This window comes from Citrobacter sp. LST-B2 (assembly GCF_057983045.1).
Genome location: NZ_CP192598.1, coordinates 718110 through 742010 on the forward strand (window position 1 = coordinate 718110; position 23901 = coordinate 742010).

General features: G+C 55.7%; 29 protein-coding genes, 1 tRNA gene and 1 pseudogene. 23 read left to right on the forward strand and 8 right to left on the reverse strand.

Translation table 11 applies throughout. The annotated features are described in order from the left end of the window. The first annotated feature begins 230 nt into the window (after window positions 1-230). The 5 genes from ACQ0PY_RS03490 to ACQ0PY_RS03510 are packed head-to-tail and all read left to right on the forward strand — an operon-like array spanning window position 231 to window position 5616. Window positions 231-1898, forward strand: coding sequence for a propanediol/glycerol family dehydratase large subunit (locus ACQ0PY_RS03490; protein WP_002917676.1), 1668 nt, complete (start codon window positions 231-233; stop codon window positions 1896-1898). A gap of 12 nt (window positions 1899-1910) precedes the next feature. After that, complete coding sequence (locus ACQ0PY_RS03495) at window positions 1911-2495, forward strand: propanediol/glycerol family dehydratase medium subunit (RefSeq protein WP_002917672.1); 585 nt, start codon at window positions 1911-1913, stop codon at window positions 2493-2495. 2 nt (window positions 2496-2497) lie between these two features. Further along, entirely contained in the window at window positions 2498-2923 is a 426-nt protein-coding gene (locus ACQ0PY_RS03500; protein WP_002917670.1) for a glycerol dehydratase small subunit DhaB3, read from the forward strand. Between the two features lie 12 nt (window positions 2924-2935). After that, window positions 2936-4759, forward strand: a complete 1824-nt coding sequence (locus ACQ0PY_RS03505) for a diol dehydratase reactivase subunit alpha (protein ID WP_002917661.1) — start codon at window positions 2936-2938, stop codon at window positions 4757-4759. A 53-nt stretch (window positions 4760-4812) separates the two neighbouring features. Beyond that, complete coding sequence (locus ACQ0PY_RS03510; RefSeq protein WP_032669189.1) at window positions 4813-5616, forward strand: MIP/aquaporin family protein; 804 nt, start codon at window positions 4813-4815, stop codon at window positions 5614-5616. Between the two features lie 51 nt (window positions 5617-5667). On the opposite strand, the gene hdeB is transcribed toward ACQ0PY_RS03510, so the two are convergent. Next, complete coding sequence (gene hdeB / locus ACQ0PY_RS03515; protein ID WP_007372196.1) at window positions 5668-5919, reverse strand: acid-activated periplasmic chaperone HdeB; 252 nt, start codon at window positions 5917-5919, stop codon at window positions 5668-5670. Between the two features lie 112 nt (window positions 5920-6031). Between hdeB and ACQ0PY_RS03520 the strand changes: the two genes are divergently transcribed. From ACQ0PY_RS03520 to ACQ0PY_RS03595, 16 genes and pseudogenes are all read left to right on the forward strand, one after another. Continuing rightward, window positions 6032-7012: an IS5-like element ISKpn26 family transposase gene (locus ACQ0PY_RS03520; RefSeq protein WP_063963100.1), complete on the forward strand. Its 981-nt coding sequence runs from the start codon at window positions 6032-6034 to the stop codon at window positions 7010-7012. 341 nt (window positions 7013-7353) lie between these two features. Then, window positions 7354-8229, forward strand: coding sequence for a GTPase family protein (locus ACQ0PY_RS03525; RefSeq protein WP_032669193.1), 876 nt, complete (start codon window positions 7354-7356; stop codon window positions 8227-8229). A 260-nt stretch (window positions 8230-8489) separates the two neighbouring features. Then, window positions 8490-9203, forward strand: coding sequence for a WYL domain-containing protein (locus tag ACQ0PY_RS03530; RefSeq protein ID WP_032669194.1), 714 nt, complete (start codon window positions 8490-8492; stop codon window positions 9201-9203). After that, window positions 9200-9835, forward strand: a complete 636-nt coding sequence (locus ACQ0PY_RS03535) for a hypothetical protein (RefSeq protein ID WP_020837117.1) — start codon at window positions 9200-9202, stop codon at window positions 9833-9835. The genes ACQ0PY_RS03530 and ACQ0PY_RS03535 overlap by 4 nt, the downstream gene beginning before the upstream one ends. Before the next feature lie 38 nt (window positions 9836-9873). Beyond that, the gene (locus ACQ0PY_RS03540) at window positions 9874-10329 is read left to right on the forward strand and encodes a YfjS/YafY family lipoprotein (protein WP_000754598.1); all 456 of its coding nucleotides are present in this window, start codon (window positions 9874-9876) and stop codon (window positions 10327-10329) included. Continuing rightward, on the forward strand, window positions 10326-10775 hold the full coding sequence (locus ACQ0PY_RS03545; protein ID WP_032669197.1) for an IrmA family protein: 450 nt from the start codon (window positions 10326-10328) through the stop codon (window positions 10773-10775). Before ACQ0PY_RS03540 ends, ACQ0PY_RS03545 begins: the two co-directional genes overlap by 4 nt. 71 nt (window positions 10776-10846) lie before the next feature. Continuing rightward, window positions 10847-11078, forward strand: a pseudogene (locus ACQ0PY_RS03550) (DUF905 domain-containing protein). Between the two features lie 98 nt (window positions 11079-11176). Beyond that, entirely contained in the window at window positions 11177-11998 is an 822-nt protein-coding gene (locus tag ACQ0PY_RS03555; RefSeq protein ID WP_032669198.1) for a DUF932 domain-containing protein, read from the forward strand. A 30-nt stretch (window positions 11999-12028) separates the two neighbouring features. After that, on the forward strand, window positions 12029-12472 hold the full coding sequence (locus ACQ0PY_RS03560) for an antirestriction protein (protein WP_032669199.1): 444 nt from the start codon (window positions 12029-12031) through the stop codon (window positions 12470-12472). A gap of 11 nt (window positions 12473-12483) precedes the next feature. Then, on the forward strand, window positions 12484-12963 hold the full coding sequence (gene radC / locus ACQ0PY_RS03565; RefSeq protein WP_032669200.1) for a RadC family protein: 480 nt from the start codon (window positions 12484-12486) through the stop codon (window positions 12961-12963). A gap of 20 nt (window positions 12964-12983) precedes the next feature. Then, window positions 12984-13205: a DUF987 domain-containing protein gene (locus ACQ0PY_RS03570; protein WP_023567997.1), complete on the forward strand. Its 222-nt coding sequence runs from the start codon at window positions 12984-12986 to the stop codon at window positions 13203-13205. 23 nt (window positions 13206-13228) lie between these two features. Continuing rightward, a complete protein-coding gene (locus ACQ0PY_RS03575) occupies window positions 13229-13588 on the forward strand; it encodes a type IV toxin-antitoxin system YeeU family antitoxin (RefSeq protein WP_023567998.1) in 360 nt (119 codons plus the stop codon). 50 nt (window positions 13589-13638) lie between these two features. Then, window positions 13639-14016, forward strand: coding sequence for a TA system toxin CbtA family protein (locus tag ACQ0PY_RS03580; protein WP_032669201.1), 378 nt, complete (start codon window positions 13639-13641; stop codon window positions 14014-14016). Then, a complete protein-coding gene (locus ACQ0PY_RS03585) occupies window positions 14013-14504 on the forward strand; it encodes a DUF5983 family protein (RefSeq protein WP_032672023.1) in 492 nt (163 codons plus the stop codon). Before ACQ0PY_RS03580 ends, ACQ0PY_RS03585 begins: the two co-directional genes overlap by 4 nt. A 29-nt stretch (window positions 14505-14533) precedes the next feature. Next, the gene (locus ACQ0PY_RS03590; protein WP_032669203.1) at window positions 14534-14737 is read left to right on the forward strand and encodes a DUF957 domain-containing protein; all 204 of its coding nucleotides are present in this window, start codon (window positions 14534-14536) and stop codon (window positions 14735-14737) included. 78 nt (window positions 14738-14815) lie between these two features. Beyond that, the gene (locus tag ACQ0PY_RS03595) at window positions 14816-15649 is read left to right on the forward strand and encodes a DUF4942 domain-containing protein (protein WP_221929605.1); all 834 of its coding nucleotides are present in this window, start codon (window positions 14816-14818) and stop codon (window positions 15647-15649) included. A gap of 102 nt (window positions 15650-15751) precedes the next feature. Here ACQ0PY_RS03595 and ACQ0PY_RS03600 read toward each other — a convergent pair. Beyond that, window positions 15752-15827 (reverse strand) — tRNA-Ile (locus ACQ0PY_RS03600). 125 nt (window positions 15828-15952) lie between these two features. Here ACQ0PY_RS03600 and mug point away from each other — a divergent pair. Then, window positions 15953-16459 (forward strand): G/U mismatch-specific DNA glycosylase, encoded by a 507-nt coding sequence (mug, locus tag ACQ0PY_RS03605; protein ID WP_109739821.1) that lies wholly within the window; start codon window positions 15953-15955, stop codon window positions 16457-16459. Between the two features lie 46 nt (window positions 16460-16505). Here mug and rpoD read toward each other — a convergent pair whose 3' ends face one another. The 3 genes from rpoD to rpsU form a co-directional block, all read right to left on the reverse strand. After that, entirely contained in the window at window positions 16506-18350 is a 1845-nt protein-coding gene (gene rpoD, locus ACQ0PY_RS03610) for an RNA polymerase sigma factor RpoD (protein ID WP_042998197.1), read from the reverse strand. 233 nt (window positions 18351-18583) lie between these two features. Continuing rightward, on the reverse strand, window positions 18584-20329 hold the full coding sequence (gene dnaG / locus ACQ0PY_RS03615; RefSeq protein ID WP_044265580.1) for a DNA primase: 1746 nt from the start codon (window positions 20327-20329) through the stop codon (window positions 18584-18586). A 232-nt stretch (window positions 20330-20561) separates the two neighbouring features. Then, the gene (rpsU, locus tag ACQ0PY_RS03620) at window positions 20562-20777 is read right to left on the reverse strand and encodes a 30S ribosomal protein S21 (RefSeq protein WP_001144069.1); all 216 of its coding nucleotides are present in this window, start codon (window positions 20775-20777) and stop codon (window positions 20562-20564) included. Between the two features lie 227 nt (window positions 20778-21004). Between rpsU and tsaD the strand changes: the two genes are divergently transcribed. Further along, window positions 21005-22018: a tRNA (adenosine(37)-N6)-threonylcarbamoyltransferase complex transferase subunit TsaD gene (gene tsaD, locus ACQ0PY_RS03625; protein ID WP_042998195.1), complete on the forward strand. Its 1014-nt coding sequence runs from the start codon at window positions 21005-21007 to the stop codon at window positions 22016-22018. A gap of 123 nt (window positions 22019-22141) precedes the next feature. On the opposite strand, the gene ureG is transcribed toward tsaD, so the two are convergent. From ureG to ureE, 3 genes are read right to left on the reverse strand one after another with little or no spacing between them, the layout of a single operon-like run. Next, window positions 22142-22759, reverse strand: coding sequence for an urease accessory protein UreG (ureG, locus tag ACQ0PY_RS03630; RefSeq protein WP_044255783.1), 618 nt, complete (start codon window positions 22757-22759; stop codon window positions 22142-22144). A gap of 9 nt (window positions 22760-22768) precedes the next feature. Continuing rightward, window positions 22769-23443, reverse strand: a complete 675-nt coding sequence (locus tag ACQ0PY_RS03635) for an urease accessory protein UreF (RefSeq protein WP_042998194.1) — start codon at window positions 23441-23443, stop codon at window positions 22769-22771. Next, window positions 23443-23901 (reverse strand): urease accessory protein UreE, encoded by a 459-nt coding sequence (gene ureE / locus ACQ0PY_RS03640; RefSeq protein ID WP_042998193.1) that lies wholly within the window; start codon window positions 23899-23901, stop codon window positions 23443-23445. Before ureE ends, ACQ0PY_RS03635 begins: the two co-directional genes overlap by 1 nt.

The window sequence follows — 23901 nt, forward strand, 5'->3', positions numbered from 1 at the left end:
GATTTATATCATTGCGGGCGATCACATTTTTTATTTTTGCCGCCGGAGTAAAGTTTCATAGTGAAACTGTCGGTAGATTTCGTGTGCCAAATTGAAACGAAATTAAATTTATTTTTTTCACCACTGGCTCATTTAAAGTTCCGCTATTGCCGGTAATGGCCGGGCGGCAACGACGCTGGCCCGGCGTATTCGCTACCGTCTGCGGATTTCACCTTTTGAGCCGATGAACAATGAAAAGATCAAAACGATTTGCAGTACTGGCCCAGCGCCCCGTCAATCAGGACGGGCTGATTGGCGAGTGGCCTGAAGAGGGGCTGATCGCCATGGACAGCCCCTTTGACCCGGTCTCTTCAGTAAAAGTGGACAACGGTCTGATCGTCGAACTGGACGGCAAACGCCGGGACCAGTTTGACATGATCGACCGATTTATCGCCGATTACGCGATCAACGTTGAGCGCACAGAGCAGGCAATGCGCCTGGAGGCGGTGGAAATAGCCCGCATGCTGGTGGATATTCACGTCAGCCGGGAGGAGATCATTGCCATCACTACCGCCATCACGCCGGCCAAAGCGGTCGAGGTGATGGCGCAGATGAACGTGGTGGAGATGATGATGGCGCTGCAGAAGATGCGTGCCCGCCGGACCCCCTCCAACCAGTGCCACGTCACCAATCTCAAAGATAATCCGGTGCAGATTGCCGCTGACGCCGCCGAGGCCGGGATCCGCGGCTTCTCAGAACAGGAGACCACGGTCGGTATCGCGCGCTATGCGCCGTTTAACGCCCTGGCGCTGTTGGTCGGTTCGCAGTGCGGCCGTCCCGGCGTGTTGACGCAGTGCTCGGTGGAAGAGGCCACCGAGCTGGAGCTGGGCATGCGTGGCTTAACCAGCTACGCCGAGACGGTGTCGGTCTACGGCACTGAAGCGGTATTTACCGACGGCGATGATACTCCGTGGTCAAAGGCGTTCCTCGCCTCGGCCTACGCCTCCCGCGGGTTGAAAATGCGCTACACCTCCGGCACCGGATCCGAAGCGCTGATGGGCTATTCGGAGAGCAAGTCGATGCTCTACCTCGAATCGCGCTGCATCTTCATTACCAAAGGCGCCGGGGTTCAGGGGCTGCAAAACGGCGCGGTGAGCTGTATCGGCATGACCGGCGCTGTGCCGTCGGGCATTCGGGCGGTGCTGGCGGAAAACCTGATCGCCTCTATGCTCGACCTCGAAGTGGCGTCCGCTAACGACCAGACTTTCTCCCACTCGGATATTCGCCGCACCGCGCGCACCCTGATGCAGATGCTGCCGGGCACCGACTTTATTTTCTCCGGCTACAGCGCGGTGCCGAACTACGACAACATGTTCGCCGGCTCGAACTTCGATGCGGAAGATTTTGATGATTACAACATCCTGCAGCGTGACCTGATGGTTGACGGCGGCCTGCGTCCGGTGACCGAGGCGGAAACCATTGCCATTCGCCAGAAAGCGGCGCGGGCGATCCAGGCGGTTTTCCGCGAGCTGGGGCTGCCGCCAATCGCCGACGAGGAGGTAGAGGCCGCCACCTACGCGCACGGTAGCAACGAGATGCCGCCGCGTAACGTGGTGGAGGATCTGAGTGCGGTGGAAGAGATGATGAAGCGCAACATCACCGGCCTCGATATTGTCGGCGCGCTGAGCCGCAGCGGCTTTGAGGATATCGCCAGCAATATTCTCAATATGCTGCGCCAGCGGGTCACCGGCGATTACCTGCAGACCTCGGCCATTCTCGATCGGCAGTTCGAGGTGGTGAGTGCGGTCAACGACATCAATGACTATCAGGGGCCGGGCACCGGCTATCGCATCTCTGCCGAACGCTGGGCGGAGATCAAAAATATTCCGGGCGTGGTTCAGCCCGACACCATTGAATAAGGCGGTATTCCTGTGCAACAGACAACCCAAATTCAGCCCTCTTTTACCCTGAAAACCCGCGAGGGCGGGGTAGCTTCTGCCGATGAACGCGCCGATGAAGTGGTGATCGGCGTCGGCCCTGCCTTCGATAAACACCAGCATCACACTCTGATCGATATGCCCCATGGCGCGATCCTCAAAGAGCTGATTGCCGGGGTGGAAGAAGAGGGGCTTCACGCCCGGGTGGTGCGCATTCTGCGCACGTCCGACGTCTCCTTTATGGCCTGGGATGCTGCCAACCTGAGCGGCTCGGGGATCGGCATCGGTATCCAGTCGAAGGGGACCACGGTCATCCATCAGCGCGATCTGCTGCCGCTCAGCAACCTGGAGCTGTTCTCCCAGGCGCCGCTGCTGACGCTGGAAACCTACCGGCAGATTGGCAAAAACGCCGCGCGCTATGCGCGCAAAGAGTCACCTTCGCCGGTGCCGGTGGTGAACGATCAGATGGTGCGGCCGAAATTTATGGCCAAAGCCGCGCTATTTCATATCAAAGAGACCAAACATGTGGTGCAGGACGCCGAGCCCGTCACCCTGCACGTCGACTTAGTAAGGGAGTGACCATGAGCGAGAAAACCATGCGCGTGCAGGATTATCCGTTAGCCACCCGCTGCCCGGAGCATATCCTGACGCCTACCGGCAAACCATTGACCGATATTACCCTCGAGAAGGTGCTCTCTGGCGAGGTGGGCCCGCAGGATGTGCGGATCTCCCGCCAGACCCTTGAGTACCAGGCGCAGATTGCTGAGCAGATGCAGCGCCATGCGGTGGCGCGCAATTTCCGCCGCGCGGCGGAGCTTATCGCCATTCCTGACGAGCGCATTCTGGCTATCTATAACGCGCTGCGCCCGTTCCGCTCCTCGCAGGCGGAGCTGCTGGCGATCGCCGACGAGCTGGAGCACACCTGGCATGCGACAGTGAATGCCGCCTTTGTCCGGGAGTCGGCGGAAGTGTATCAGCAGCGGCATAAGCTGCGTAAAGGAAGCTAAGCGGAGGTCAGCATGCCGTTAATAGCCGGGATTGATATCGGCAACGCCACCACCGAGGTGGCGCTGGCGTCCGACGACCCGCAGGCGAGGGCGTTTGTTGCCAGCGGGATCGTCGCGACGACGGGCATGAAAGGGACGCGGGACAATATCGCCGGGACCCTCGCCGCGCTGGAGCAGGCCCTGGCGAAAACACCGTGGTCGATGAGCGATGTCTCTCGCATCTATCTTAACGAAGCCGCGCCGGTGATTGGCGATGTGGCGATGGAGACCATCACCGAGACCATTATCACCGAATCGACCATGATCGGTCATAACCCGCAGACGCCGGGCGGGGTGGGCGTTGGCGTGGGGACGACTATCGCCCTCGGGCGGCTGGCGACGCTGCCGGCGGCGCAGTATGCCGAGGGGTGGATCGTACTGATTGACGACGCCGTCGATTTCCTTGACGCCGTGTGGTGGCTCAATGAGGCGCTCGACCGGGGGATCAACGTGGTGGCGGCGATCCTCAAAAAGGACGACGGCGTGCTGGTGAACAACCGCCTGCGTAAAACCCTGCCGGTGGTAGATGAAGTGACGCTCCTGGAGCAGGTCCCCGAGGGGGTGATGGCGGCGGTGGAAGTGGCCGCGCCGGGCCAGGTGGTGCGGATCCTGTCGAATCCCTACGGGATCGCCACCTTCTTCGGGCTAAGCCCGGAAGAGACCCAGGCCATCGTCCCCATCGCCCGCGCCCTGATTGGCAACCGTTCAGCGGTGGTGCTCAAGACCCCGCAGGGGGACGTGCAGTCGCGGGTGATCCCGGCGGGCAACCTCTACATTAGCGGCGAAAAGCGCCGCGGAGAGGCCGATGTCGCCGAGGGCGCGGAAGCCATCATGCAGGCGATGAGCGCCTGTGCTCCGGTACGCGACATCCGCGGCGAACCGGGCACTCACGCCGGCGGCATGCTTGAGCGGGTGCGCAAGGTAATGGCGTCCCTGACCGGCCATGAGATGAGCGCGATATACATCCAGGATCTGCTGGCGGTGGATACGTTTATTCCGCGCAAGGTGCAGGGCGGGATGGCCGGCGAGTGCGCCATGGAAAATGCCGTCGGGATGGCGGCGATGGTGAAAGCGGACCGTCTGCAAATGCAGGTTATCGCCCGCGAACTGAGCGCCCGACTGCAGACCGAGGTGGTGGTGGGCGGCGTGGAGGCCAACATGGCCATCGCCGGGGCGTTAACCACTCCCGGCTGTGCGGCGCCGCTGGCGATCCTCGATCTCGGCGCCGGCTCGACGGATGCGGCGATCGTCAACGCGGAGGGGCAGATAACGGCGGTCCATCTCGCCGGGGCGGGGAATATGGTCAGCCTGTTGATTAAAACCGAGCTGGGCCTCGAGGATCTTTCGCTGGCGGAAGCGATAAAAAAATACCCGCTGGCCAAAGTGGAAAGCCTGTTCAGTATTCGTCACGAGAATGGCGCGGTGGAGTTCTTTCGGGAAGCCCTCAGCCCGGCGGTGTTCGCCAAAGTGGTGTACATCAAGGAGGGCGAACTGGTGCCGATCGATAACGCCAGCCCGCTGGAAAAAATTCGTCTCGTGCGCCGGCAGGCGAAAGAGAAAGTGTTTGTCACCAACTGCCTGCGCGCGCTGCGCCAGGTCTCACCCGGCGGTTCCATTCGCGATATCGCCTTTGTGGTGCTGGTGGGCGGCTCATCGCTGGACTTTGAGATCCCGCAGCTTATCACGGAAGCCTTGTCGCACTATGGCGTAGTCGCCGGGCAGGGCAATATTCGGGGAACAGAAGGGCCGCGCAATGCGGTCGCCACCGGGCTGCTACTGGCCGGTCAGGCGAATTAAACGGGCGCTCGCGCCAGCCTCTCTCTTTAACGTGCTATTTCAGGATGCCGATAATGAACCAGACTTCTACCTTAACCGGGCAGTGCGTGGCCGAGTTTCTTGGCACCGGATTGCTCATTTTCTTCGGCGCGGGCTGCGTCGCTGCGCTGCGGGTCGCCGGGGCCAGCTTTGGTCAGTGGGAGATCAGTATTATCTGGGGCCTTGGCGTCGCCATGGCCATCTACCTGACGGCCGGTGTCTCCGGCGCGCACCTTAATCCGGCGGTGACCATTGCCCTGTGGCTGTTCGCCTGTTTTGAACGCCGCAAGGTGCTGCCGTTTATTGTTGCCCAGACTGCCGGGGCCTTCTGCGCCGCCGCGCTGGTGTATGGGCTCTATCGCCAGCTGTTTCTCGATCTTGAACAGAGTCAGCATATCGTGCGCGGCACTGCCGCCAGCCTTAACCTGGCCGGGGTCTTTTCCACGTACCCGCATCCACATATCACTTTTATACAAGCGTTTGCCGTTGAGACCACCATCACGGCAATCCTGATGGCGATGATCATGGCCCTGACCGACGACGGCAACGGAATTCCGCGCGGGCCGCTGGCGCCGTTGCTGATTGGCTTGCTGATCGCCGTGATCGGCGCGTCGATGGGGCCGCTAACCGGCTTTGCGCTGAATCCGGCGCGCGACTTCGGCCCAAAACTGTTTACCAGTCTGGCCGGGTGGGGCTCGATCGCCTTTACCGGTGGGCTGGCGATCCCTTACTTTCTGGTGCCGCTGCTGGCGCCGGTGGTGGGGGCGATTATCGGGGCGTTTTTGTATCGCAAGCTTATCGGCCGCCTTCTGCCGTGCGAATGCGGTATCGATGAGTAAAGCGGGACCCGCCGCAGCGCGGCGGGTTTCCCCGGCCTGATGCCGGGGGGGTTATTTTTTGATGACCGCGCTGAGATCGCCAAGTTTAGCGGCGGGGTTCTTGTGGCACTCCTGCAGCATTTTCGGTACCGAAACGGTCTCGACTTCATGCCAGTCAACATAGTCGCCGCCGCTAAAGTCGGTGTTGCGATTCACTACCCAGAAGGCCACCGGGGTCATGCTTTTTGGGTTCATATCCATAAATTCCTGACAGGTCATATTCTGCGGCGTGGTTTCCTCAACCGCGAACGCCGGGCTGGTCATCAGACAGAATGTGGTAGCCGCCACGGTCAATACGAGTGCTTTAGGGAAGGTGCGAACAAGTCCCTGATATGAGATCATGTTTGTCATCTGGAGCCATGGAACAGGGTTCATCATGAGTCATCAACTCACCTTCGCCGATAGTGAATTCAGCACTAAGCGCCGTCAGACCCGAAAAGAGATTTTCCTCTCCCGCATGGAGCAGATTTTGCCATGGCAGAATATGACCGCTGTCATCGAGCCGTTTTATCCCAAGGCGGGCAATGGCCGACGGCCCTATCCGCTGGAGACCATGCTGCGTATTCACTGCATGCAGCATTGGTACAACCTGAGCGACGGTGCCATGGAAGATGCCCTGTACGAAATCGCCTCCATGCGCCTGTTTGCCCGATTATCCCTGGATAGCGCCTTGCCTGACCGCACCACCATCATGAATTTCCGCCACCTGCTGGAGCAGCATCAACTGGCCCGCCAATTGTTCAAGACCATCAATCGCTGGCTGGCCGAAGCAGGCGTCATGATGACTCAAGGCACCTTGGTCGATGCCACCATCATTGAGGCACCCAGCTCGACCAAGAACAAAGAGCAGCAACGCGATCCGGAGATGCATCAGACCAAGAAAGGCAATCAGTGGCACTTTGGCATGAAGGCCCACATTGGTGTCGATGCCAAGAGTGGCCTGACCCACAGCCTAGTCACCACCGCGGCCAACGAGCATGACCTCAATCAGCCGGGTAATCTGCTTCATGGAGAGGAGCAATTTGTCTCAGCCGATGCCGGCTACCAAGGAGCGCCACAGCGCGAGGAGCTGGCCGAGGTGGATGTGGACTGGCTGATCGCCGAGCGTCCCGGCAAGGTAAAAACCTTGAAGCAGCATCCGCGCAAGAACAAAACGGCCATCAACATCGAATACATGAAAGCCAGCATCCGTGCCAAGGTGGAGCACCCGTTTCGCATCATCAAGCGGCAGTTCGGCTTCGTGAAAGCCAGATACAAGGGGCTGCTGAAAAACGATAACCAACTGGCGATGTTATTCACCCTGGCCAACCTGTTTCGGGTGGACCAAATGATACGTCAGTGGGAGAGATCTCACTAAAAACTGGGGATAACGCCTTAAATGGCGAAGAAACGGTCTAAATAGGCTGATTCAAGGCATTTACGGGAGAAAAAATCGGCTCAAACATGAAGAAATGAAATGACTGAGTCAGCCGAGAAGAATTTCCCCGCTTATTCGCACCTTCCCTAAACCCAAGCGTAAATGTCTATTATTGGCAAAATACCACCAGCCAACATGAGCTGTGATGTAAAGTTGACACTGCTACAGTTACATGAGCCTGCTTATATTCTAAATAAATTCAGATAGATATTATCTCCGTGAATCCCCCGCCTCCCTGACCGGAGCGCGGGAATTTTTGTTTTTCACGCTGAGAACCCTGTATGAATAAAACTGATGGCCTTCAGGCCCTGGAAAAACCGCTGGCGTCGCTTCCCGATACGCTTCGCCAGCTTATTCTTGAACGTATTCAGAATCTGACCCACTACGAGCCGGTGATTGGCATCATGGGCAAGAGTGGTGCCGGTAAGTCGTCGCTCTGTAACGAACTCTTTCGGGGGAAAGTCTCCGCCGTCAGTGATGTGAACGCCTGCACCCGCGACATACTGCGCTTCCGGCTGCGCAGTGGTCGTCACAGTCTGGTGATTGTTGATTTACCGGGTGTGGGAGAAAACGGGCAACGGGACCATGAATACCGTGCCTTGTACCGGCGTATGCTGCCGGAACTGGACCTGGTGCTGTGGGTCATTAAAGCCGACGACCGGGCGCTGTCGGTGGATGAACATTTCTGGCACGGGGTGATGCAACCTTACCAGCAGCAGGTGCTGTTCGTGCTGAATCAGGCCGACAAAATAGAACCCTGCCATGAATGGGAGGCTCGCACCAGCACGCCTTCTGCACAGCAATGGACTAACCTTCAGGAAAAGCAGGCTGCCATTAGCGCGATGTTTAAACCGCATCATCCGGTCTGTGTGGTATCTGCCTGTAGCGGCTGGGGTACTGAAGAGATGGTGGCGACCATGATGCGCTGTCTGCCGGACCGCGCCACCAGCCCGGTGGCGACACAGCTGCACGGGAGGCTCTGCACGGAGCCGGTAAAGTCGCAGGCCCGTGATGGCTTCGGTGAGGCCGTGGGCCGGGTGTTTGATACGGCAGAATCATCATCGTTTCTGCCTGCGCCGTTGAAGACTGTGATTCGTACCGTGCGTGATACTGTGGTGTCGGTGGCCCGCGCGGTCTGGGACTGGATTTTCTTCTGAATGAGTAAAAGGTTATCAGGTTAGTGGTGGATTACTCTGTTTATTCACCACCCGGTAGATGATTTTTATGTGGCAGACATAACCTGTCTGCACCAGCAAAAGATACCACCAGTCATAAGCACGTTACTGCTGCCGACAGGGCATCCATACGGCCTTTTCGCGCCAGGCGTTTCGCTACGTATAACGGACACAACCTGTCAGTCTCATCCTTTACAGTAATACCTTCTTAATTAACTACTTACCCGACACGGAGATAATACATGTCTCAGGCTGAGCGTCGTTATGACCGCCTGTCTGTCCGGCTGTCGCTGATTATCAGCCGTCTGCTTGCGGGGGAAACGCTGAATATGCGCAAACTGGCGGCGGAGTTTGGCGTCTCGGAGCGTACCCTACATCGTGATTTCCGCGAGCGTCTGATTTATCTCGACCTCGAATATCAGGATGGCTGCTGCCGTCTGCTGACCGGAGGCCGTCAGGAGATTCAGGAGGAGGCCGCAATGCAGTTTGCCCGTCAGTCAGGCACTGGCGCGTTGTTTCCTGATATGGATCACCATCTGGTCAGTTCATTGCTGAGTAGCAAGGACTCCTCGCCATGCCTTATCTGGCATCAGGGGGCATCCGTACCGTCTTCCCGGCCAGGCATCTTCACGCGACTGGTCAGGGCAGTATCAGAGCAGCGGAGGATAACCCTGCTGGCTGACGGATGCCGTTGCGACAACCTTGCCCCCTACCGGCTGATTTTCAGCGGCGGTGAGTGGTTTCTGGTGGGGGAACACCTTGCCCGGATAACCGTTTTTGCACTGCACACAGTTCACTCCGTGACGTTTCACGCGGAAACCTTCACACCAGACGGACATTTCACCCGCATTCTGTCACACCCGGATTTTTTACAGGCGTTACCTCATTTTCATGTTTTTCATTCACTACTCGCTGACGGCAGTTACGGGCAGCTTACCCATAAGGAACAGGCATGAAATTACTCACCTCGGCGGCGCTGGCCGCCAGCCTCTGCATTACCTCTGTGACCCCGGCCATCGCAGAAAATATCGTGGGTTCAGTTAAGGCCTGGCAGTACATGCAGGCAGATGGCTGGACATCCGCTGATGGATACGATGATAACCATATGCATAACGCACTCTATCAGGCGGTTGTACTCGACAATTATCCCTGGACGAATCACTTTTTTCTTCGCAGCAGAGATGGAGGCTCGCTTTATCTGGCAGACAAAAAATCCCTGACGGTCAGATACATTGATATAAAACCCCGTGACGAATATCCGCTACATCTCCGGATTATTTATCAGGGCAATAATGAAGGTCAGGGCTGTTATTTCGCTGTCGTTGATGACCGGATGGCTAACTACTGGACAGCCGTTGAAGACAAGCTGCTCTACCAGTATCCCGCCGTTGAAAATGTTGATGAAAAAGCGGCTGAACTCAAAAAACAGTTCACGCCGGAAGTCATGATGATGGTAAAGGACAATTGTGTTAACAAACGGCAGCAGGCAGCGCTTGCAGCCCGGCGTACTGAAAAAGACAGGGAACTGCAACAGTGGGTGGCACAGCAGAGTCTTGCTGAGCTATGCCGTCGTACCGGTAACTGCTGACGCAGTCAAAACGATATTATCAGCAAGGGATCAACGTCATGAAAAAAACATACCCGCGTATTGTTGTCACTGTTCTGGCCGTTATCAGTGCTATCAGTGTTTCCGGTTGTGACAGCAAGGAAGATGCTGGCGTGAAAGCGATAGCCAGGTTTAAGGACCTGACTCCACCACCGTTCAGCAAGGTTGTCTCGCATAAATCCGATATTGCCCGGGAATGGGTAAAGAAGGATGCCTTTGGTACACCGCAATATACGGTGATGAAAACCCGCCAGTCACCGGAAGGCTGTGAGTCAGGCAATTATTACTACATTGCTGACATGCAGCAGAAAACAGTACAACCACTGATGGCAGCCCTGTGCCTTGCGGACAATATCACCCTGAGTTTCAGGATTGAAACCGACAGCTATACGGGTGAAAAATCGGTGGTGTATTCGCACGATGGCAAGGAAATGGGAAAACTCTATCTGCCGGAGAATCAGGAGAAAAATCCATGAAGAAGCTGAAAGGCGTTATCTCAGTTTTCGCTCTGAGTCTTTGTCTGCTGTCACCGGCTCAGGCCGAAGAACAGCGTTACATCAGTATCCGCAACACAGACATGGTCTGGGTGCCAGGCAATGTCTGCGTCTGGCAGTTTCGCCTGGACAACGGCGGAAGTGGTGAAGGATTCGGGCCTTTGACACTTTCCCTGCGTCTGAAAGATAAAGGGGGGAACACGCTGGCGATGGGGAATATGGCAGTGGCTGCATTTGGCGACAGCGATGCCACTCGCTCTCAGGAAGCCTCGCTGGAGAACGAATGCGTGGAAAACGTCAGTTCCGTCGAAATCATGAAGGCAACGGAAGCCTCTGATGGTTACCAGACTGACCTGCCGCTGTCAGTGTTTGATCCGCAGTATTATCACCCACTACCGGTGTCGGTTGCCGGAGGTAAGACATCCTGATGCCATCATTACTCGTCCGTTTCAGCCCCTGTCGCTTATGCCACAGGGGCTTTTTGTTTTAAGGAGCCAGTATGACTGAACTTACTGAATTACCTGAGGGGCCATTTACGCGTCAGCAGGCAGAGGTGGTTGCGTCTCAATATACCAGTGTTGCTATAGAGGATTAGCAAGGGGACACATTTCCGTCTGGTTATCCGTCATGAGTGTCGCATGGTCTGGCGAGCCTGGAACTTTGAGTCGGATGCCGGTTACTGGCTGAACCGGTATATCACTCGTGATGGCATCCGCAAATTTCCTGCATAACCACCACCAGCACATCATCGATATAAACAAAGTCAGGCCACACCTCCTTCGGGAAGTGTGGCCTTTTGTCTTTTTACCCACTGCATAAGGAGTTACCCATGCGATTAGCCAGCCGCTTTGGCCGTATAAACCAGATACGTCGTGACCGGCCTCTGACCCACGAAGAGCTGATGAGTCATGTTCCCAGCGTGTTCGGGAGTGACAAGCATGAATCTCGTTCAGACCGTTATACCTACATCCCGACCATCACCATCCTCGAAAGCCTGCAGCGTGAAGGCTTTGAGCCGTTCTTTGCCTGCCAGACAAAGGTTCGCGACCAGAGCAAGAGGGAGCACACCAAACACATGCTTCGCCTGCGTCGTGCCGGTCAACTTACCGGCCATCAGGTGCCGGAAATCATTCTACTTAACAGCCATGACGGCTCATCAAGCTACCAGATGCTGCCGGGGTTATTTCGCGGCGTCTGTACCAATGGCCTGGTCTGCGGTCAGTCATTCGGAGAAGTGCGGGTACCGCATAAAGGGAATGTTGTTGAGAAGGTGATTGAAGGGGCTTACGAAGTGCTCGGTGTGTTTGACCGGGTGGAGGAGAAGCGTGATGCAATGCAGTCTCTGGCGTTACCAGCCCCGGCCCGTCACGCGCTGGCAAATGCCGCACTGAAGTATCGATTTGGTGAGGAGCACCAGCCGGTCACGGTATCGCAGTTGCTGACCCCACGTCGCCGGGAGGACTACAGCGATGACCTGTGGACCGTATACCAGCGCGTGCAGGAGAACCTGATGAAAGGTGGATTGTCGGGGCGAACCGCTCAGGGGAAAAGCAGCCGCACCCGTGCTGTTACCGGTATTGATGGCGATGTGAAGCTTAATCGCGCCCTGTGGGTTATGGCAGAAAACATGCTCGATTTTTTCGGGCGTTAAACAACAGTTCCGGCATAAGGAGATAGTTTAATGAATACACAAAATCATCAGTTTGCGGAGCATACCGCAATTACTGCCTCGGTGGTCCCTGACGAGTTACGCATCGGCTTCTGGTCGCAGTACTTCGGCAGCATACCGCAGTGGATAATCCTTGAACCCACCGTTTTCGCGTGGATGGACCGCTTCTGCACGGACTACAGCGGCGGCATCTGGAATTTTTACACGCTGAGCAACGGCGGCGCGTTTATGGCCCCGGAAGTGGAGAACGATGAACTCTGGTCGCTGTTTAACACGATGAACGGCAACGGCGGTGACATGAGTGCCGAAGCTGCAGGGATTGCGGTCTGTCTGATGGCTTACAGCCACCATGCCTGCCGTACCGAATGCGACGCCATGACGGAGCACTACTACCGCCTGCGGGACTTCGCGCTCAACCACGCGGAATGCAACGCCATCATGCACATCATCGACTGAGGTCAGCCGCTATGGAGCAACAGTTACCGTTGTTTGCCCGTGAATTAGCCCTTGCCGACCAGCAGACAGTCTGGAAAGCCTTATCTCTGCTGGAGTGCCAGCTACGTGAAACCGGCGCATCATTTACTTCCAGCCATGCCGTCCGCGACTGGCTGCGCCTGCAGCTCGCGTCACTGGAGCGGGAAGAGTTTACCGCGCTCTTTCTCGATAACCAGCATCGCCTGATAGCCCACGAAACGCTATTTACCGGCACCATCAACCATACGCAGGTCCATCCCCGCGAAGTGGTGAAGGCCGGTCTGAAGCATAACTGCGCCGCTGTTATTGTCGCCCATAGCCATCCCTCCGGGGAGGCTGAACCCAGCAAGGCAGACCGTCAGGTCACTACGCGTATTCAGCAGGCGCTGGACCTGGTTGATATCCGCCTGCTGGACCACCTGGTGGTCGGCGGCATGGAGATCACCTCGTTTGCAGATCGTGGCTGGCTGTAGCACAACAGGAGAATAACCCAATGAAAATTATCAGTAAACGTCAGGCGATGGCGATATACCGCCAGTATCCGCAGTCCCGGTTGTTTCCCTTCTGCACGGGTAAATACAAATGGTCTGGCAGCATCTGCCACTACGCCGGACAGGAGGTTCAGGATATCAGCGGTGTGCTCGCGGTCTTCGCTGAACGCCGTCAGAGCCGCAACGGCCCCTATGTCGTATTACGCAGCGTCACGCTGAATTAACACACGTTTAAGGAAGGCTAAAATTGTCGAATGAAATACCGACAGTAAACCACGATATCACTGAACCCTGGTGGGGGCTTAAACGCAGTATCACGCCCTGTTTTGGCGCACGGCTGGTACAGGCGGGCAACCGTCTGCATTATCTCGCTGACCGGGCCAACATCACCGGACAGTTCAGCGACGCTGATTTACGGTATCTCGACCAGGCATTTCCACTGCTGCTCAAACAGCTTGAACTGATGCTCACCAGCGGTGAACTCAATCCCTGCCATCAGCACTGTGTCACGCTCTATGCAAAAGGGCTGACCTGCGAGGCCGACTCCCTCGGCTCGCATGGTTACGTATACCTGGCGATTTATCCGACACCAGCGGCAACCGCATAAAGCTTCTTACTACTTACCCTCGTTTTACCCATCAACAAAGAGATCCCACTATGCAAACCCAACCACTATCCTCAACTCAGGAGGCTACACCACGCCCGTCACCGGTGGAGATCTGGCAACGGCTTCTGAGCCACCTGTTGGATCGTCACTACGGTCTGACACTCAACGACACTCCGTTCGGCAACGATGGCGTGATTCAGGAGCATATCGACGCCGGTATCTCACTGTGCGACGCGGTGAATTTTATCGTGGAGAAATACGATCTGGTACGAACCGACCGTCGCGGTTTTAACGCAGAAACACAGTCGCCTCTTCTCAGCAGTATCGATATTCTCCGCGCCCGCAAAGCCACCGGACTGATGACCCGAAACGATTACAGAACGGTGACCGACATCACCACCGGTAAATACCGGGAGGTGCAGCCATGAAGCTGTCCCTGACGGTAGAAGCCGATACCCTCAACGTACTGGCTCTGAATGCGGGCCGGATCGCCGTGGATATTGATGGCATTGAACTAGCTGCGCTGATTGATGTGGTCTGTGATAACGGGTATTCCCTGCGTGTTGCTGACGAGCCCAGAAAGCTGGTTGTTGAAGATCCGCTGCCACCCCTCGCGCGCGTTAATGGCATCCAGTGCAGCACCGCGCATATCACGGCGGAAGACAATGCTCTGCTGTTTACCCTTGCACACCAGCATGAAGACTTTGGCGAGTCGGAATGGATTAGCTATACCGGCTCGGGTTATCTGCTCTACCTTGGCGCATGGTCGTTTCCGGTCTTGCATCTCAAACGTCTCGGCCTGTCGAAAGCATGCCGCCGGTTAGTGGTGACGCTTATCCGTCGCTACGCCGTTGGCATTGTTCATCTGGATGCCTTTGGCGAAGTGCTGCCGGGCTTTGCCACCTTCGACTGGTAACCCCACCTCAATCACCGCAAGGTTTTCACATGCCGGAATTGACCACTGAAACCGCTCTCGATATTTTGATTCGCTGGCTGCAGGACAACATCGATTGCGGCAGCGAGATTATCTTCGACAACGACGAAGACAGGACGGATTCGACAGCGCTGCTGCCATGGATTGAAAAGGCGCTTAAAGATGTCAGTGACCTCCGTCATCTTCAACTTCTGCAAGACGCAAAGACGAAATAACCCACCATTTCACACACTACCTGCATATGCGCCAGCCCGTAAACCGGCTGGTGTTGTGCATTTATGGAGTCCCTGAATATGAGCACAATTGAACCTGAGGTATTAACCGATCACACTGATGTTATTTGCTCCACCAGCATTGAGCGCATTGTTACCGGACGTAATGCAGCGTTGAGCCTGACAGAAATCCTTATCCATCAGCTTAGTGATATTTCTACACTAACCGACAGTATTGGCGGGGGCAAATCGAATGAATGGGGAGTGCGGCAATACCGTTACGACTGCTGGCTGATGGAGAAACCTGAAACCGCGATGAAGGCGATCACCCACAATATTGATCGTGGTATCTGGAAAGACCTGATGAAGAAATCGGGGATGCTAAGCCTGATGGATGCTCAGGCCCGTGATGAGTGGTACAAAAACCTTGAAGGGGAGGATATTCCGGCTGTTAGCGAAGCCAACATTCTGAGCACATTTGAGCAACTGCATCAGAGCAAAGGTGAGGTGTTTGAGCGAGGAGTAATCAATGTATTTAAGGGGCTATCCTGGAACTATAAGACCAATAGTCCCTGCAAATTTGGCACAAAAATCATTGTTACGGGACTAGTCAAATGTGACAGATGGGGATTTGGGCTGAACTGGGGCTGGCAACGGGATCGGTTAGCCGACCTTGAGCGCATGCTGATGCTCCTTGATGGTCAGCCCATTCCCGACAACCGCGCCGACGTCACACGTCGTCTTAGTGATCATATTCATACAAACCGACACAGTAATCGTTACGAGGATGAGATGTTTGCAATCAAGTATTTTCAGAAAGGAACCGCGCACATCAACTTTAAGCGGCCTGAACTGCTCGATAAACTGAATGACATCATTGCCCGGCACTATCCGGGAGCGCTGTCAGCGAGATGAAGAGCGCTGAGAGGCAATTCCTTACCTGACCCATTACCTGACCCAAATCACATCCAAAGAAAAAGGAGTCAGACGATTTCTCATCTAACTCCTTGTTTTATTTGGTGGCCCCTGTTGGGTTTGAACCAACGACCAAGCGATTATGAGTCGCCTGCTCTAACCACTGAGCTAAGGGGCCGTGGCGGTGAATTATAAAGTAACTCCTGCGCGCAATCCAGCCATAACCGTACGTATGCTGTTTTATTAAACAACGTATTTTCAATCCGTTATACTTTTCTCATGACGTATCGTTGTGAGGTATTCATGGTAAATGATATTTTAGCGCCGGGGCTGCGGGTCGTGTTCTGCGGCATCAATCCGGGGCTCTCTTCTGCCGGGACGGGGTTTCCGTTTGCGCATCCGGCAAACCGTTTCTGGAAAGTGATTCATCAGGCCGGTTTTACCGATCGCCAACTCAAACCGGAAGAAGCAGAACACTTGCTGGATTTTCGCTGTGGTGTGACCAAACTGGTCGACAGACCGACGGTGCAGGCTAATGAGGTTTCGCGTAAAGAACTGCATGATGGTGGGCGTCAACTGATTGCCAAAATTGAAGATTATCAACCGCATGCCCTGGCGATATTAGGTAAGCAGGCGTTTGAACAAGGCTTCAGCCAGCGCGGCGTAGAGTGGGGAAAGCAGAGCATAACGATTGGCGCAACGCAGGTGTGGGTGTTGCCGAATACCAGCGGACTGAGCCGTATTACCCTGGATAAACTGGTGGAAGCCTTCAGGGAACTGGATGAGGCGCTGATCGTGCGCGGAATGTAAAAAAAACGCCACCGGGAAGGTGGCGTTTGCAGTTTATGCGACGGGATTAATCGTCCAGGAAGCTACGCAGGACTTCAGAACGGCTCGGGTGACGCAGTTTACGCAGTGCCTTCGCTTCGATCTGACGGATACGTTCGCGGGTCACGTCGAACTGTTTACCTACTTCTTCCAGCGTGTGGTCGGTGTTCATATCGATACCGAAACGCATACGCAGGACTTTCGCTTCACGCGCGGTCAAACCGGCCAGTACGTCGTGTGTTGCTGCACGCAGGCTTTCGGTGGTCGCAGAATCCAGCGGCAGCTCGAGGGTAGTATCCTCGATGAAATCACCCAGATGCGAATCTTCATCGTCACCGATCGGGGTTTCCATGGAGATCGGCTCTTTAGCGATCTTCAGCACTTTACGGATCTTGTCTTCCGGCATCAGCATGCGCTCGGCCAGCTCTTCCGGCGTCGGCTCGCGACCCATCTCTTGCAGCATCTGGCGAGAGATACGGTTGAGTTTGTTGATTGTCTCAATCATATGCACCGGAATACGGATGGTGCGCGCCTGATCCGCGATAGAGCGGGTGATCGCCTGACGGATCCACCAGGTTGCGTAGGTGGAGAACTTGTAACCACGACGGTATTCGAACTTATCGACCGCTTTCATCAGACCGATGTTGCCTTCCTGAATCAGATCCAGGAACTGCAGACCACGGTTGGTGTATTTCTTGGCGATAGAGATAACCAGACGTAAGTTGGCTTCAACCATCTCTTTCTTCGCACGACGCGCTTTCGCTTCGCCGATGGACATACGACGGTTGATGTCTTTGACCTGCTCGATAGTCAGGCCGGTCTCTTCTTCAATCTGTTGCAGTTTCTGCAGGCCACGGTGAACGTCATCGGCCACATCGTGCAGTTTTTCGGACCACGGTTTGTTCATCGCGATAGCCGCGTTGAACCAGGTTTCACTGGTTTCGTTGCCGGTGAACAGGGTGATGAAGTTCTTCTTCGGCATTTTGCACTGCTCAACGCAGAGCTTCATGATCAGACGTTCCTGGGTACGAACCCTGTCCATCATGACGCGCATGCTGTTCACCAGGTAGTCGAACTGCTTCGGCACCAGACGGAACTGCTTGAACACTTCAGACAGCTTCAGGATCTCGGCCTGAGCATCGGCGTGGCTACGACCTTTCGCTTTGATGGTGTCACGCGTGACTTCGTACTGCGTACGCAGTTCACCGAACTTCTCGCGCGCCAGCTCAGGGTCGATGCTGTTGTCGTCATCACTGCTGTCGTCGTCTTCTTCCTCGTCTTCGTCCTCGTCGTCATCCAGGTCTTCCTGAGACAACTCAGAGCCGACGTGAGTGGCGGTCGGCGCCAAATCTTCTTCCGCGTTCGGATCGACAAAACCGGTGATCAGGTCGGACAGACGGGCTTCTTCAGCCTCAACACGATCGTACTGCTCAAGCAGATAGGTAATGGCTTCTGGATATTCGGCAACGGAGCACTGAACCTGGTTGATCCCGTCTTCGATGCGTTTCGCAATATCGATTTCGCCTTCGCGGGTCAACAGTTCAACGGTACCCATTTCACGCATATACATGCGAACCGGGTCAGTGGTACGACCGATTTCAGACTCTACGCTGGACAGAACTTGCGCGGCCGCTTCTTCCGCGTCTTCGTCGGTACTGGTGGTGTTTTCAGCAAGTAGCAGATCATCGGCATCCGGTGCTTCTTCCATCACCTGAATACCCATGTCGTTGATCATTTGGATGATATCTTCAATCTGATCTGAATCGACGATATCTTCCGGCAGATGGTCATTGACCTCGGCATAGGTCAGATAGCCTTGCTCCTTACCACGGGTGACAAGAAGCTTCAGCTGTGACTGCGGGTTTTGCTCCATAAGACGGTATCCACACTTAATTCGTTTGATTAGCGTCAGCAAGCCGTTGCTGCCAACATTTAAAGCGAGGGCGTACTTATATTTGTGCCGCTGCCTCTCAGTGCGGCTGTCGGGGGCTTCCCGATCGCTATTCGGCACTTAAGCCGTTAAATAGTTCACCCTTCAAGTTGTCTCTGCGCTAGCGGCGTTCTCTTGCTGCCTTGATACAACTCGAATGATTTTGTCTGCTTCAGTTATTTCTTCGCCAGTTCCTGGTTCAATGTCCAGAGTTCCCGGCGTTCTTCGTTGCTTAAACCGTGTGTGCGCTCGCGGGCAATTAGCTCTTCCTGGCGCAGCTCAAGCATCGAATCAAACATATGGTTGAGTGAGTCGGTGAAGGTTTTTTCAGCAATATCCTTATCTGCTATATCGTCCCACATCGACAGTTTTTCAAGGGTGGCCGCATCATTTGTGCCACGATAGTGTTCTAAAAGCTGTCCGGTAGTCAGTCCGGGCTGGGACAAACACGTGTTGACCAGTTCGGCAAATAAACCAAGTCCGGGCAGTTTATTCTGATCCAGACCGCTTAACGGCGGCACCAGCGGCGCCAGTTCCGGATTTTGCACCAGCAGTCCTATCAGTATACGCATGGTCGTGCGTTTTAGCTGCGGAGCGGGTCGGGAAGCCCCACTTTCAGACAATTTTGGCATCAATCGTTCAAGTTGGCTGTCATCCAGAATGCCAAGCTTGTTTCCCAATTCCTGGCGCAGATAAATGCGCAGCGTTTCACCCGGTACCTGTGTGATGAGCGGCAGCGCCAGCGTACTCAACTGCGCACGCCCGTCTGGAGTGCTCAGGTCCACCTGTGGCAGCAGGCTATTAAACAAAAACGCGGAGAGCGGCAGGGCCTGCTCCATCCGGGCTTCGAATGCCTCTTTCCCCTCTTTCCGCACCAGCGTATCGGGGTCTTCGCCATCAGGTAAAAACATAAAGCGTAGCTGACGACCATCTGTCATGTACGGCAAAGCGGTTTCCAGCGCGCGCCAGGCGGCGTCTCGTCCTGCCCGGTCACCGTCATAACAGCATATGACGTTGTTCGTGGCGCGGAACAGGAGCTGGATATGATCGGCGGTAGTTGAAGTACCCAGCGAAGCCACGGCATAGTTAATGCCATACTGCGCCAGCGCCACCACATCCATATAGCCTTCCACTACTAACAGACGTTGCGGATCGGCGTTATCCTGCTGCGCTTCATAAAGGCCATACAGCTGGCGGCCCTTATGGAAAATATCGGTTTCCGGGGAGTTAAGGTACTTCGGCAGGGCATCACCCAGCACACGACCACCAAAACCTATCACCCGGCCACGCTTGTCGCGGATGGGGAACATCACCCGTTCGCGGAAGCGATCGTAACTGCGTCCCTGATCGTTGGTGACCAACATGCCCGCATCCACCAGTGACTGGCGATTTTCGCTATTGCCGCCAAACCGTTTCAGGACGTTGTCCCAACCGGGAGGCGCAAAGCCAATAGCAAAACGCGCGATCACTTCACTACTGAGTCCTCGCTTTTCCAGATACTGGCGCGCAGGGGTAGCGGCGGGTTGCATCAGAGATTGCTGATAAAATGTGTTCAGGCCATCCATCAGTTGATAAAGGCTTTGCCGTTGATGGCGCTCTATCTGGCTGGGACCTGTGCCTGCTTCAAACGGGACGTCAAGATTATGCATGGCCGCCAGTTCTTCGACGGTTTCCACGAACTCGAGCTTGTCGTAGTTCATCAGGAAGTCGATGACGTTGCCGTGCGCGCCGCATCCGAAGCAGTGATAAAACTGTTTTTCACCGTTTACGGTGAAAGAGGGGGTTTTTTCGTTATGGAACGGACAGCACGCATGATAATTCTTGCCCTGCTTTTTCAGCTTTACCCGCGCGTCGATGAGATCGACGATGTCGGTTCGTGCCAGCAGGTCATTGATAAATACGCGTGGGATTCGTCCAGCCATATGCCCCGTTTATTTTTTATGACTCATATACACAAAATCATTCAGGTTGCATCAAGGCGGCAAAAGAGCGAATCCTCAGGAACGTACATCAGTACGTGACTGGGGGGAGCGAGCGCAGAGGCAGCTTGAATGATGACGTATATAAACGAAAATAAGCCGCGCATTCCTTTCGGAAGCACGGCCTTACAACTACAACTCGGTCTGAATCGAGAGCCTCAGCCCCCGACAGAGATTAGTACAGACGAGTGCGGCGTGCGTTTTCGCGAGCCAGTTTCTTCGCGTGACGTTTCACAGCAGAAGCTTTAGCGCGTTTACGTTCGGTAGTCGGTTTTTCATAGAACTCACGACGACGAACTTCCGCCAGAACGCCTGCTTTCTCGCAGGAACGCTTGAAGCGACGCAGTGCTACGTCGAACGGCTCGTTTTCACGTACTTTAATTACCGGCATGTAACTCTCACCTTTAATAAATTCGGTTTGCCGCTGGCATCAGCGCCAGCTTATTTCAAAATGGTGCGGAATTTTACTGCAATTGCTGCTGCTTTGTAAAGCACCGATGCGATTTTGAAAGGGACTTTTATAAGGGGGGAGAGTATACACGAAATCGGGAGTGAGGGTATACATCTACCCGCATTCGACCTACACTGCGCGGTATTAAAGTGAGGTAGAAACAAGTCATGCGTGTACTGGGAATTGAAACATCCTGCGATGAAACCGGCATCGCCATTTACGACGACGAAAAAGGTCTGTTAGCCAACCAATTGTATAGTCAGGTGAAATTACATGCTGACTACGGCGGGGTCGTGCCTGAACTGGCCTCCCGCGATCATGTCCGCAAAACGGTGCCGTTGATCCAGGCGGCGCTGAAAGAGGCGGGACTGAGTGCAAAAGAGATTGATGCGGTGGCGTATACCGCAGGGCCGGGTCTGGTTGGCGCGCTGCTGGTCGGTGCAACCGTCGGTCGTTCTCTGGCGTTTGCGTGGAATGTGCCCGCTATCCCCGTACACCACATGGAAGGACATCTGCTGGCGCCAATGCTGGAAGATAACCCGCCGGAATTCCCCTTCGTGGCGCTGTTGGTGTCGGGGGGACATACCCAGCTTATCAGCGTGACTGGTGTCGGACAGTATGAACTGTTGGGTGAGTCGATTGATGATGCCGCCGGTGAAGCGTTCGATAAAACCGCCAAACTGCTGGGGCTTGACTATCCAGGCGGCCCGATGCTGTCGAAAATGGCGTCGCAGGGCACCGCTGGACGTTTTGTTTTCCCACGGCCCATGACCGATCGCCCGGGGCTGGATTTCAGCTTCTCAGGGCTGAAAACCTTTGCGGCGAATACTATCCGCAATAACGGCGGCGATGATCAAACCCGTGCTGATATCGCCCGGGCGTTTGAAGACGCGGTGGTGGATACGCTGATGATCAAGTGTAAACGTGCGCTGGATCAGACCGGCTTTAAGCGTCTGGTGATGGCAGGCGGCGTCAGCGCCAACCGCACGCTGCGCGCGAAGCTGGCGGAGATGATGCAAAAACGTCGTGGTGAGGTGTTTTATGCCCGTCCGGAATTTTGCACCGATAACGGGGCGATGATTGCCTATGCCGGTATGGTGCGCTTTAAAGCGGGCGCCACGGCGGATCTCGGCGTGACCGTGCGTCCACGCTGGCCGTTGGCGGAACTGCCAGCAGCTTAAGTAGGGTTTGTCCTGCCCGGTGGCGCTACGCTTACCGGGCCTACGAATCTATTCTCTGCATTTACCGGATCGACAAGACCGCAGGCCGGGTCAGGCGAAGCCGCCACTCAGCAATACACCGCACTACATCCGCAACATTCCTCTGTCTTCCAGAAACGCAATAATCGTCGCCAGACCGTCACCCGATTTCAAATTGGTAAATGTCCACGGGCGCTCGCCGCGCATGCGCAACGTATCGCGCTCCATCACCTCCAGCGACGCGCCGACATAGGGGGCGAGATCGGTTTTGTTGATCACCAGGAAATCCGATTTGGTGATCCCTGGTCCGCCCTTGCGCGGGATCTTTTCCCCTTCGGCGACGTCGATCACATAGATCGTCAGATCCGCCAGCTCCGGGCTGAAGGTAGCACTCAGGTTGTCGCCGCCGCTCTCGACAAAAATCAAATCCAGATTGCCAAATTTTTCGCTTAATGCTTCCACCGCGGCCAGATTCATCGAGGCGTCTTCGCGGATGGCGGTGTGCGGACAGCCGCCGGTTTCTACACCGACAATACGTTCCGGCGCCAGTGCGCCCGCTTCGGTGAGAATCCGCTGATCCTCTTTGGTGTAGATATCGTTGGTGACCACCGCCAGTTGCCAGCGATCGCGCATTGCTTTGCATAACGCTTCCAGCAGGGCGGTTTTACCGGAACCGACCGGGCCGCCTACGCCAACGCGCAGGGGATGTTTGTACTCACTCATTGTCTCTCCTCAGGAGCGAAATAAACGGCAATATTGGGTTTCATGGCGTGCAGAGGCGATGGCCGCCAGCGGCGTGGCGGAACCCAGACGGTCGTCCGGACACGCCAGCGCTTGCGCCATGCCTTTGGCGTATTGCGCGCAAAGTGAAATAATCAGCCGTTGCGCGGCCTGTTGGCCAAACGGCACCAGCTTGACGCCGGCCATCACGGCGCTCTCGATCCAGCTGTAGCCGAGCGTTAACGCCAGGTCATGCAGCGGAATGCGCCACTGCACGCCGAGCCAGGCCATACCGCAGAGCTGACTGTCGGCAAAACGTGCGCGCCATTGCTGCGGGCACTCTGGCTGCCAGTCGACCACCAGTCGGGTGAACGCGACACCCCGGCTACGTTCTTCTTCCCGCAGCTCGCGGGTTTCCCTGCAGGCCAGCAGATACGCGGTCCAGCGGCGTGCGGCGTCAATATCATCCTGCTCACAGGCGTGATACAGACGGGCAAACAGCGGCAGGTCGACGGTGAAAACGTTATTTTCCATCTGTCGGGTTTGCCAGCATTCGAAGGTGTCCACGCTGTTCACCCAGCCGGTTTCAACCGCCCACTCCAGCCCCTGGGACCAGGTAAACGAGCCCACCGGCAGGCTGCTGCTGGCGAGTTGCAGCAAACGCAACTGCTGTTGTGCGTCACGCATCAGTGCGCATGGCTGTGGTGATGGCCGTGGGATTCACCGGCATACGCCCCGGCCTCGGGCTCAAACGGCAGATGGGCAAAGGTCACCTCTAACCTGAACTGGCGCAGCATGGTGTCCAGAACGTGATCGTGGTGATAGCGCAGTTCGTCCGGCAAAATTTGCAATGGGACGTGACGGTTGCCGAGGTGGTAGCAGGCTTTCGCAAGCAGGAACGGATCGGTGCAACGCACCACCGATACCGCTTCGCTGGCAGCGATAATTTCTACCACCTCCGTGCCATCTTCAGTGCTCAGGCAATCACCGCCGCGCAGCAGCAAGCCTCGGGGCAGCATCAGCCCCGCCTCACGCCCGTCATTGAGCTGTACTTTCGCCCGGCTCTTCACGCGGATATCAATCGGCAGCGTCAGCGTGGCGGTGATGTGCGCTGGGGTGTCAACGCGTTGCGTCAATAACAGCAT

Excerpts from the sequence above, each read along its gene's own strand:
- ACQ0PY_RS03490 (WP_002917676.1), top strand. The coding sequence starts at position 231 with ATGAAAAGATCAAAACGATTTGCAGTACTGGCCCAGCGCCCCGTCAAT.
- ACQ0PY_RS03500 (WP_002917670.1), top strand. The coding sequence starts at position 2,498 with ATGAGCGAGAAAACCATGCGCGTGCAGGATTATCCGTTAGCCACCCGC.
- ACQ0PY_RS03505 (WP_002917661.1), top strand. The coding sequence starts at position 2,936 with ATGCCGTTAATAGCCGGGATTGATATCGGCAACGCCACCACCGAGGTG.
- ACQ0PY_RS03510 (WP_032669189.1), top strand. The coding sequence starts at position 4,813 with ATGAACCAGACTTCTACCTTAACCGGGCAGTGCGTGGCCGAGTTTCTT.
- hdeB (WP_007372196.1), bottom strand. The coding sequence starts at position 5,919 with ATGACCAGCCCGGCGTTCGCGGTTGAGGAAACCACGCCGCAGAATATG.
- ACQ0PY_RS03520 (WP_063963100.1), top strand. The coding sequence starts at position 6,032 with ATGAGTCATCAACTCACCTTCGCCGATAGTGAATTCAGCACTAAGCGC.
- ACQ0PY_RS03525 (WP_032669193.1), top strand. The coding sequence starts at position 7,354 with ATGAATAAAACTGATGGCCTTCAGGCCCTGGAAAAACCGCTGGCGTCG.
- ACQ0PY_RS03530 (WP_032669194.1), top strand. The coding sequence starts at position 8,490 with ATGTCTCAGGCTGAGCGTCGTTATGACCGCCTGTCTGTCCGGCTGTCG.
- ACQ0PY_RS03535 (WP_020837117.1), top strand. The coding sequence starts at position 9,200 with ATGAAATTACTCACCTCGGCGGCGCTGGCCGCCAGCCTCTGCATTACC.
- ACQ0PY_RS03540 (WP_000754598.1), top strand. The coding sequence starts at position 9,874 with ATGAAAAAAACATACCCGCGTATTGTTGTCACTGTTCTGGCCGTTATC.
- ACQ0PY_RS03545 (WP_032669197.1), top strand. The coding sequence starts at position 10,326 with ATGAAGAAGCTGAAAGGCGTTATCTCAGTTTTCGCTCTGAGTCTTTGT.
- ACQ0PY_RS03555 (WP_032669198.1), top strand. The coding sequence starts at position 11,177 with ATGCGATTAGCCAGCCGCTTTGGCCGTATAAACCAGATACGTCGTGAC.
- ACQ0PY_RS03560 (WP_032669199.1), top strand. The coding sequence starts at position 12,029 with ATGAATACACAAAATCATCAGTTTGCGGAGCATACCGCAATTACTGCC.
- radC (WP_032669200.1), top strand. The coding sequence starts at position 12,484 with ATGGAGCAACAGTTACCGTTGTTTGCCCGTGAATTAGCCCTTGCCGAC.
- ACQ0PY_RS03570 (WP_023567997.1), top strand. The coding sequence starts at position 12,984 with ATGAAAATTATCAGTAAACGTCAGGCGATGGCGATATACCGCCAGTAT.
- ACQ0PY_RS03580 (WP_032669201.1), top strand. The coding sequence starts at position 13,639 with ATGCAAACCCAACCACTATCCTCAACTCAGGAGGCTACACCACGCCCG.
- ACQ0PY_RS03585 (WP_032672023.1), top strand. The coding sequence starts at position 14,013 with ATGAAGCTGTCCCTGACGGTAGAAGCCGATACCCTCAACGTACTGGCT.
- ACQ0PY_RS03590 (WP_032669203.1), top strand. The coding sequence starts at position 14,534 with ATGCCGGAATTGACCACTGAAACCGCTCTCGATATTTTGATTCGCTGG.
- ACQ0PY_RS03595 (WP_221929605.1), top strand. The coding sequence starts at position 14,816 with ATGAGCACAATTGAACCTGAGGTATTAACCGATCACACTGATGTTATT.
- mug (WP_109739821.1), top strand. The coding sequence starts at position 15,953 with ATGGTAAATGATATTTTAGCGCCGGGGCTGCGGGTCGTGTTCTGCGGC.
- rpoD (WP_042998197.1), bottom strand. The coding sequence starts at position 18,350 with ATGGAGCAAAACCCGCAGTCACAGCTGAAGCTTCTTGTCACCCGTGGT.
- dnaG (WP_044265580.1), bottom strand. The coding sequence starts at position 20,329 with ATGGCTGGACGAATCCCACGCGTATTTATCAATGACCTGCTGGCACGA.
- rpsU (WP_001144069.1), bottom strand. The coding sequence starts at position 20,777 with ATGCCGGTAATTAAAGTACGTGAAAACGAGCCGTTCGACGTAGCACTG.
- tsaD (WP_042998195.1), top strand. The coding sequence starts at position 21,005 with ATGCGTGTACTGGGAATTGAAACATCCTGCGATGAAACCGGCATCGCC.
- ureG (WP_044255783.1), bottom strand. The coding sequence starts at position 22,759 with ATGAGTGAGTACAAACATCCCCTGCGCGTTGGCGTAGGCGGCCCGGTC.
- ACQ0PY_RS03635 (WP_042998194.1), bottom strand. The coding sequence starts at position 23,443 with ATGCGTGACGCACAACAGCAGTTGCGTTTGCTGCAACTCGCCAGCAGC.
- ureE (WP_042998193.1), bottom strand. The coding sequence starts at position 23,901 with ATGCTGTTATTGACGCAACGCGTTGACACCCCAGCGCACATCACCGCC.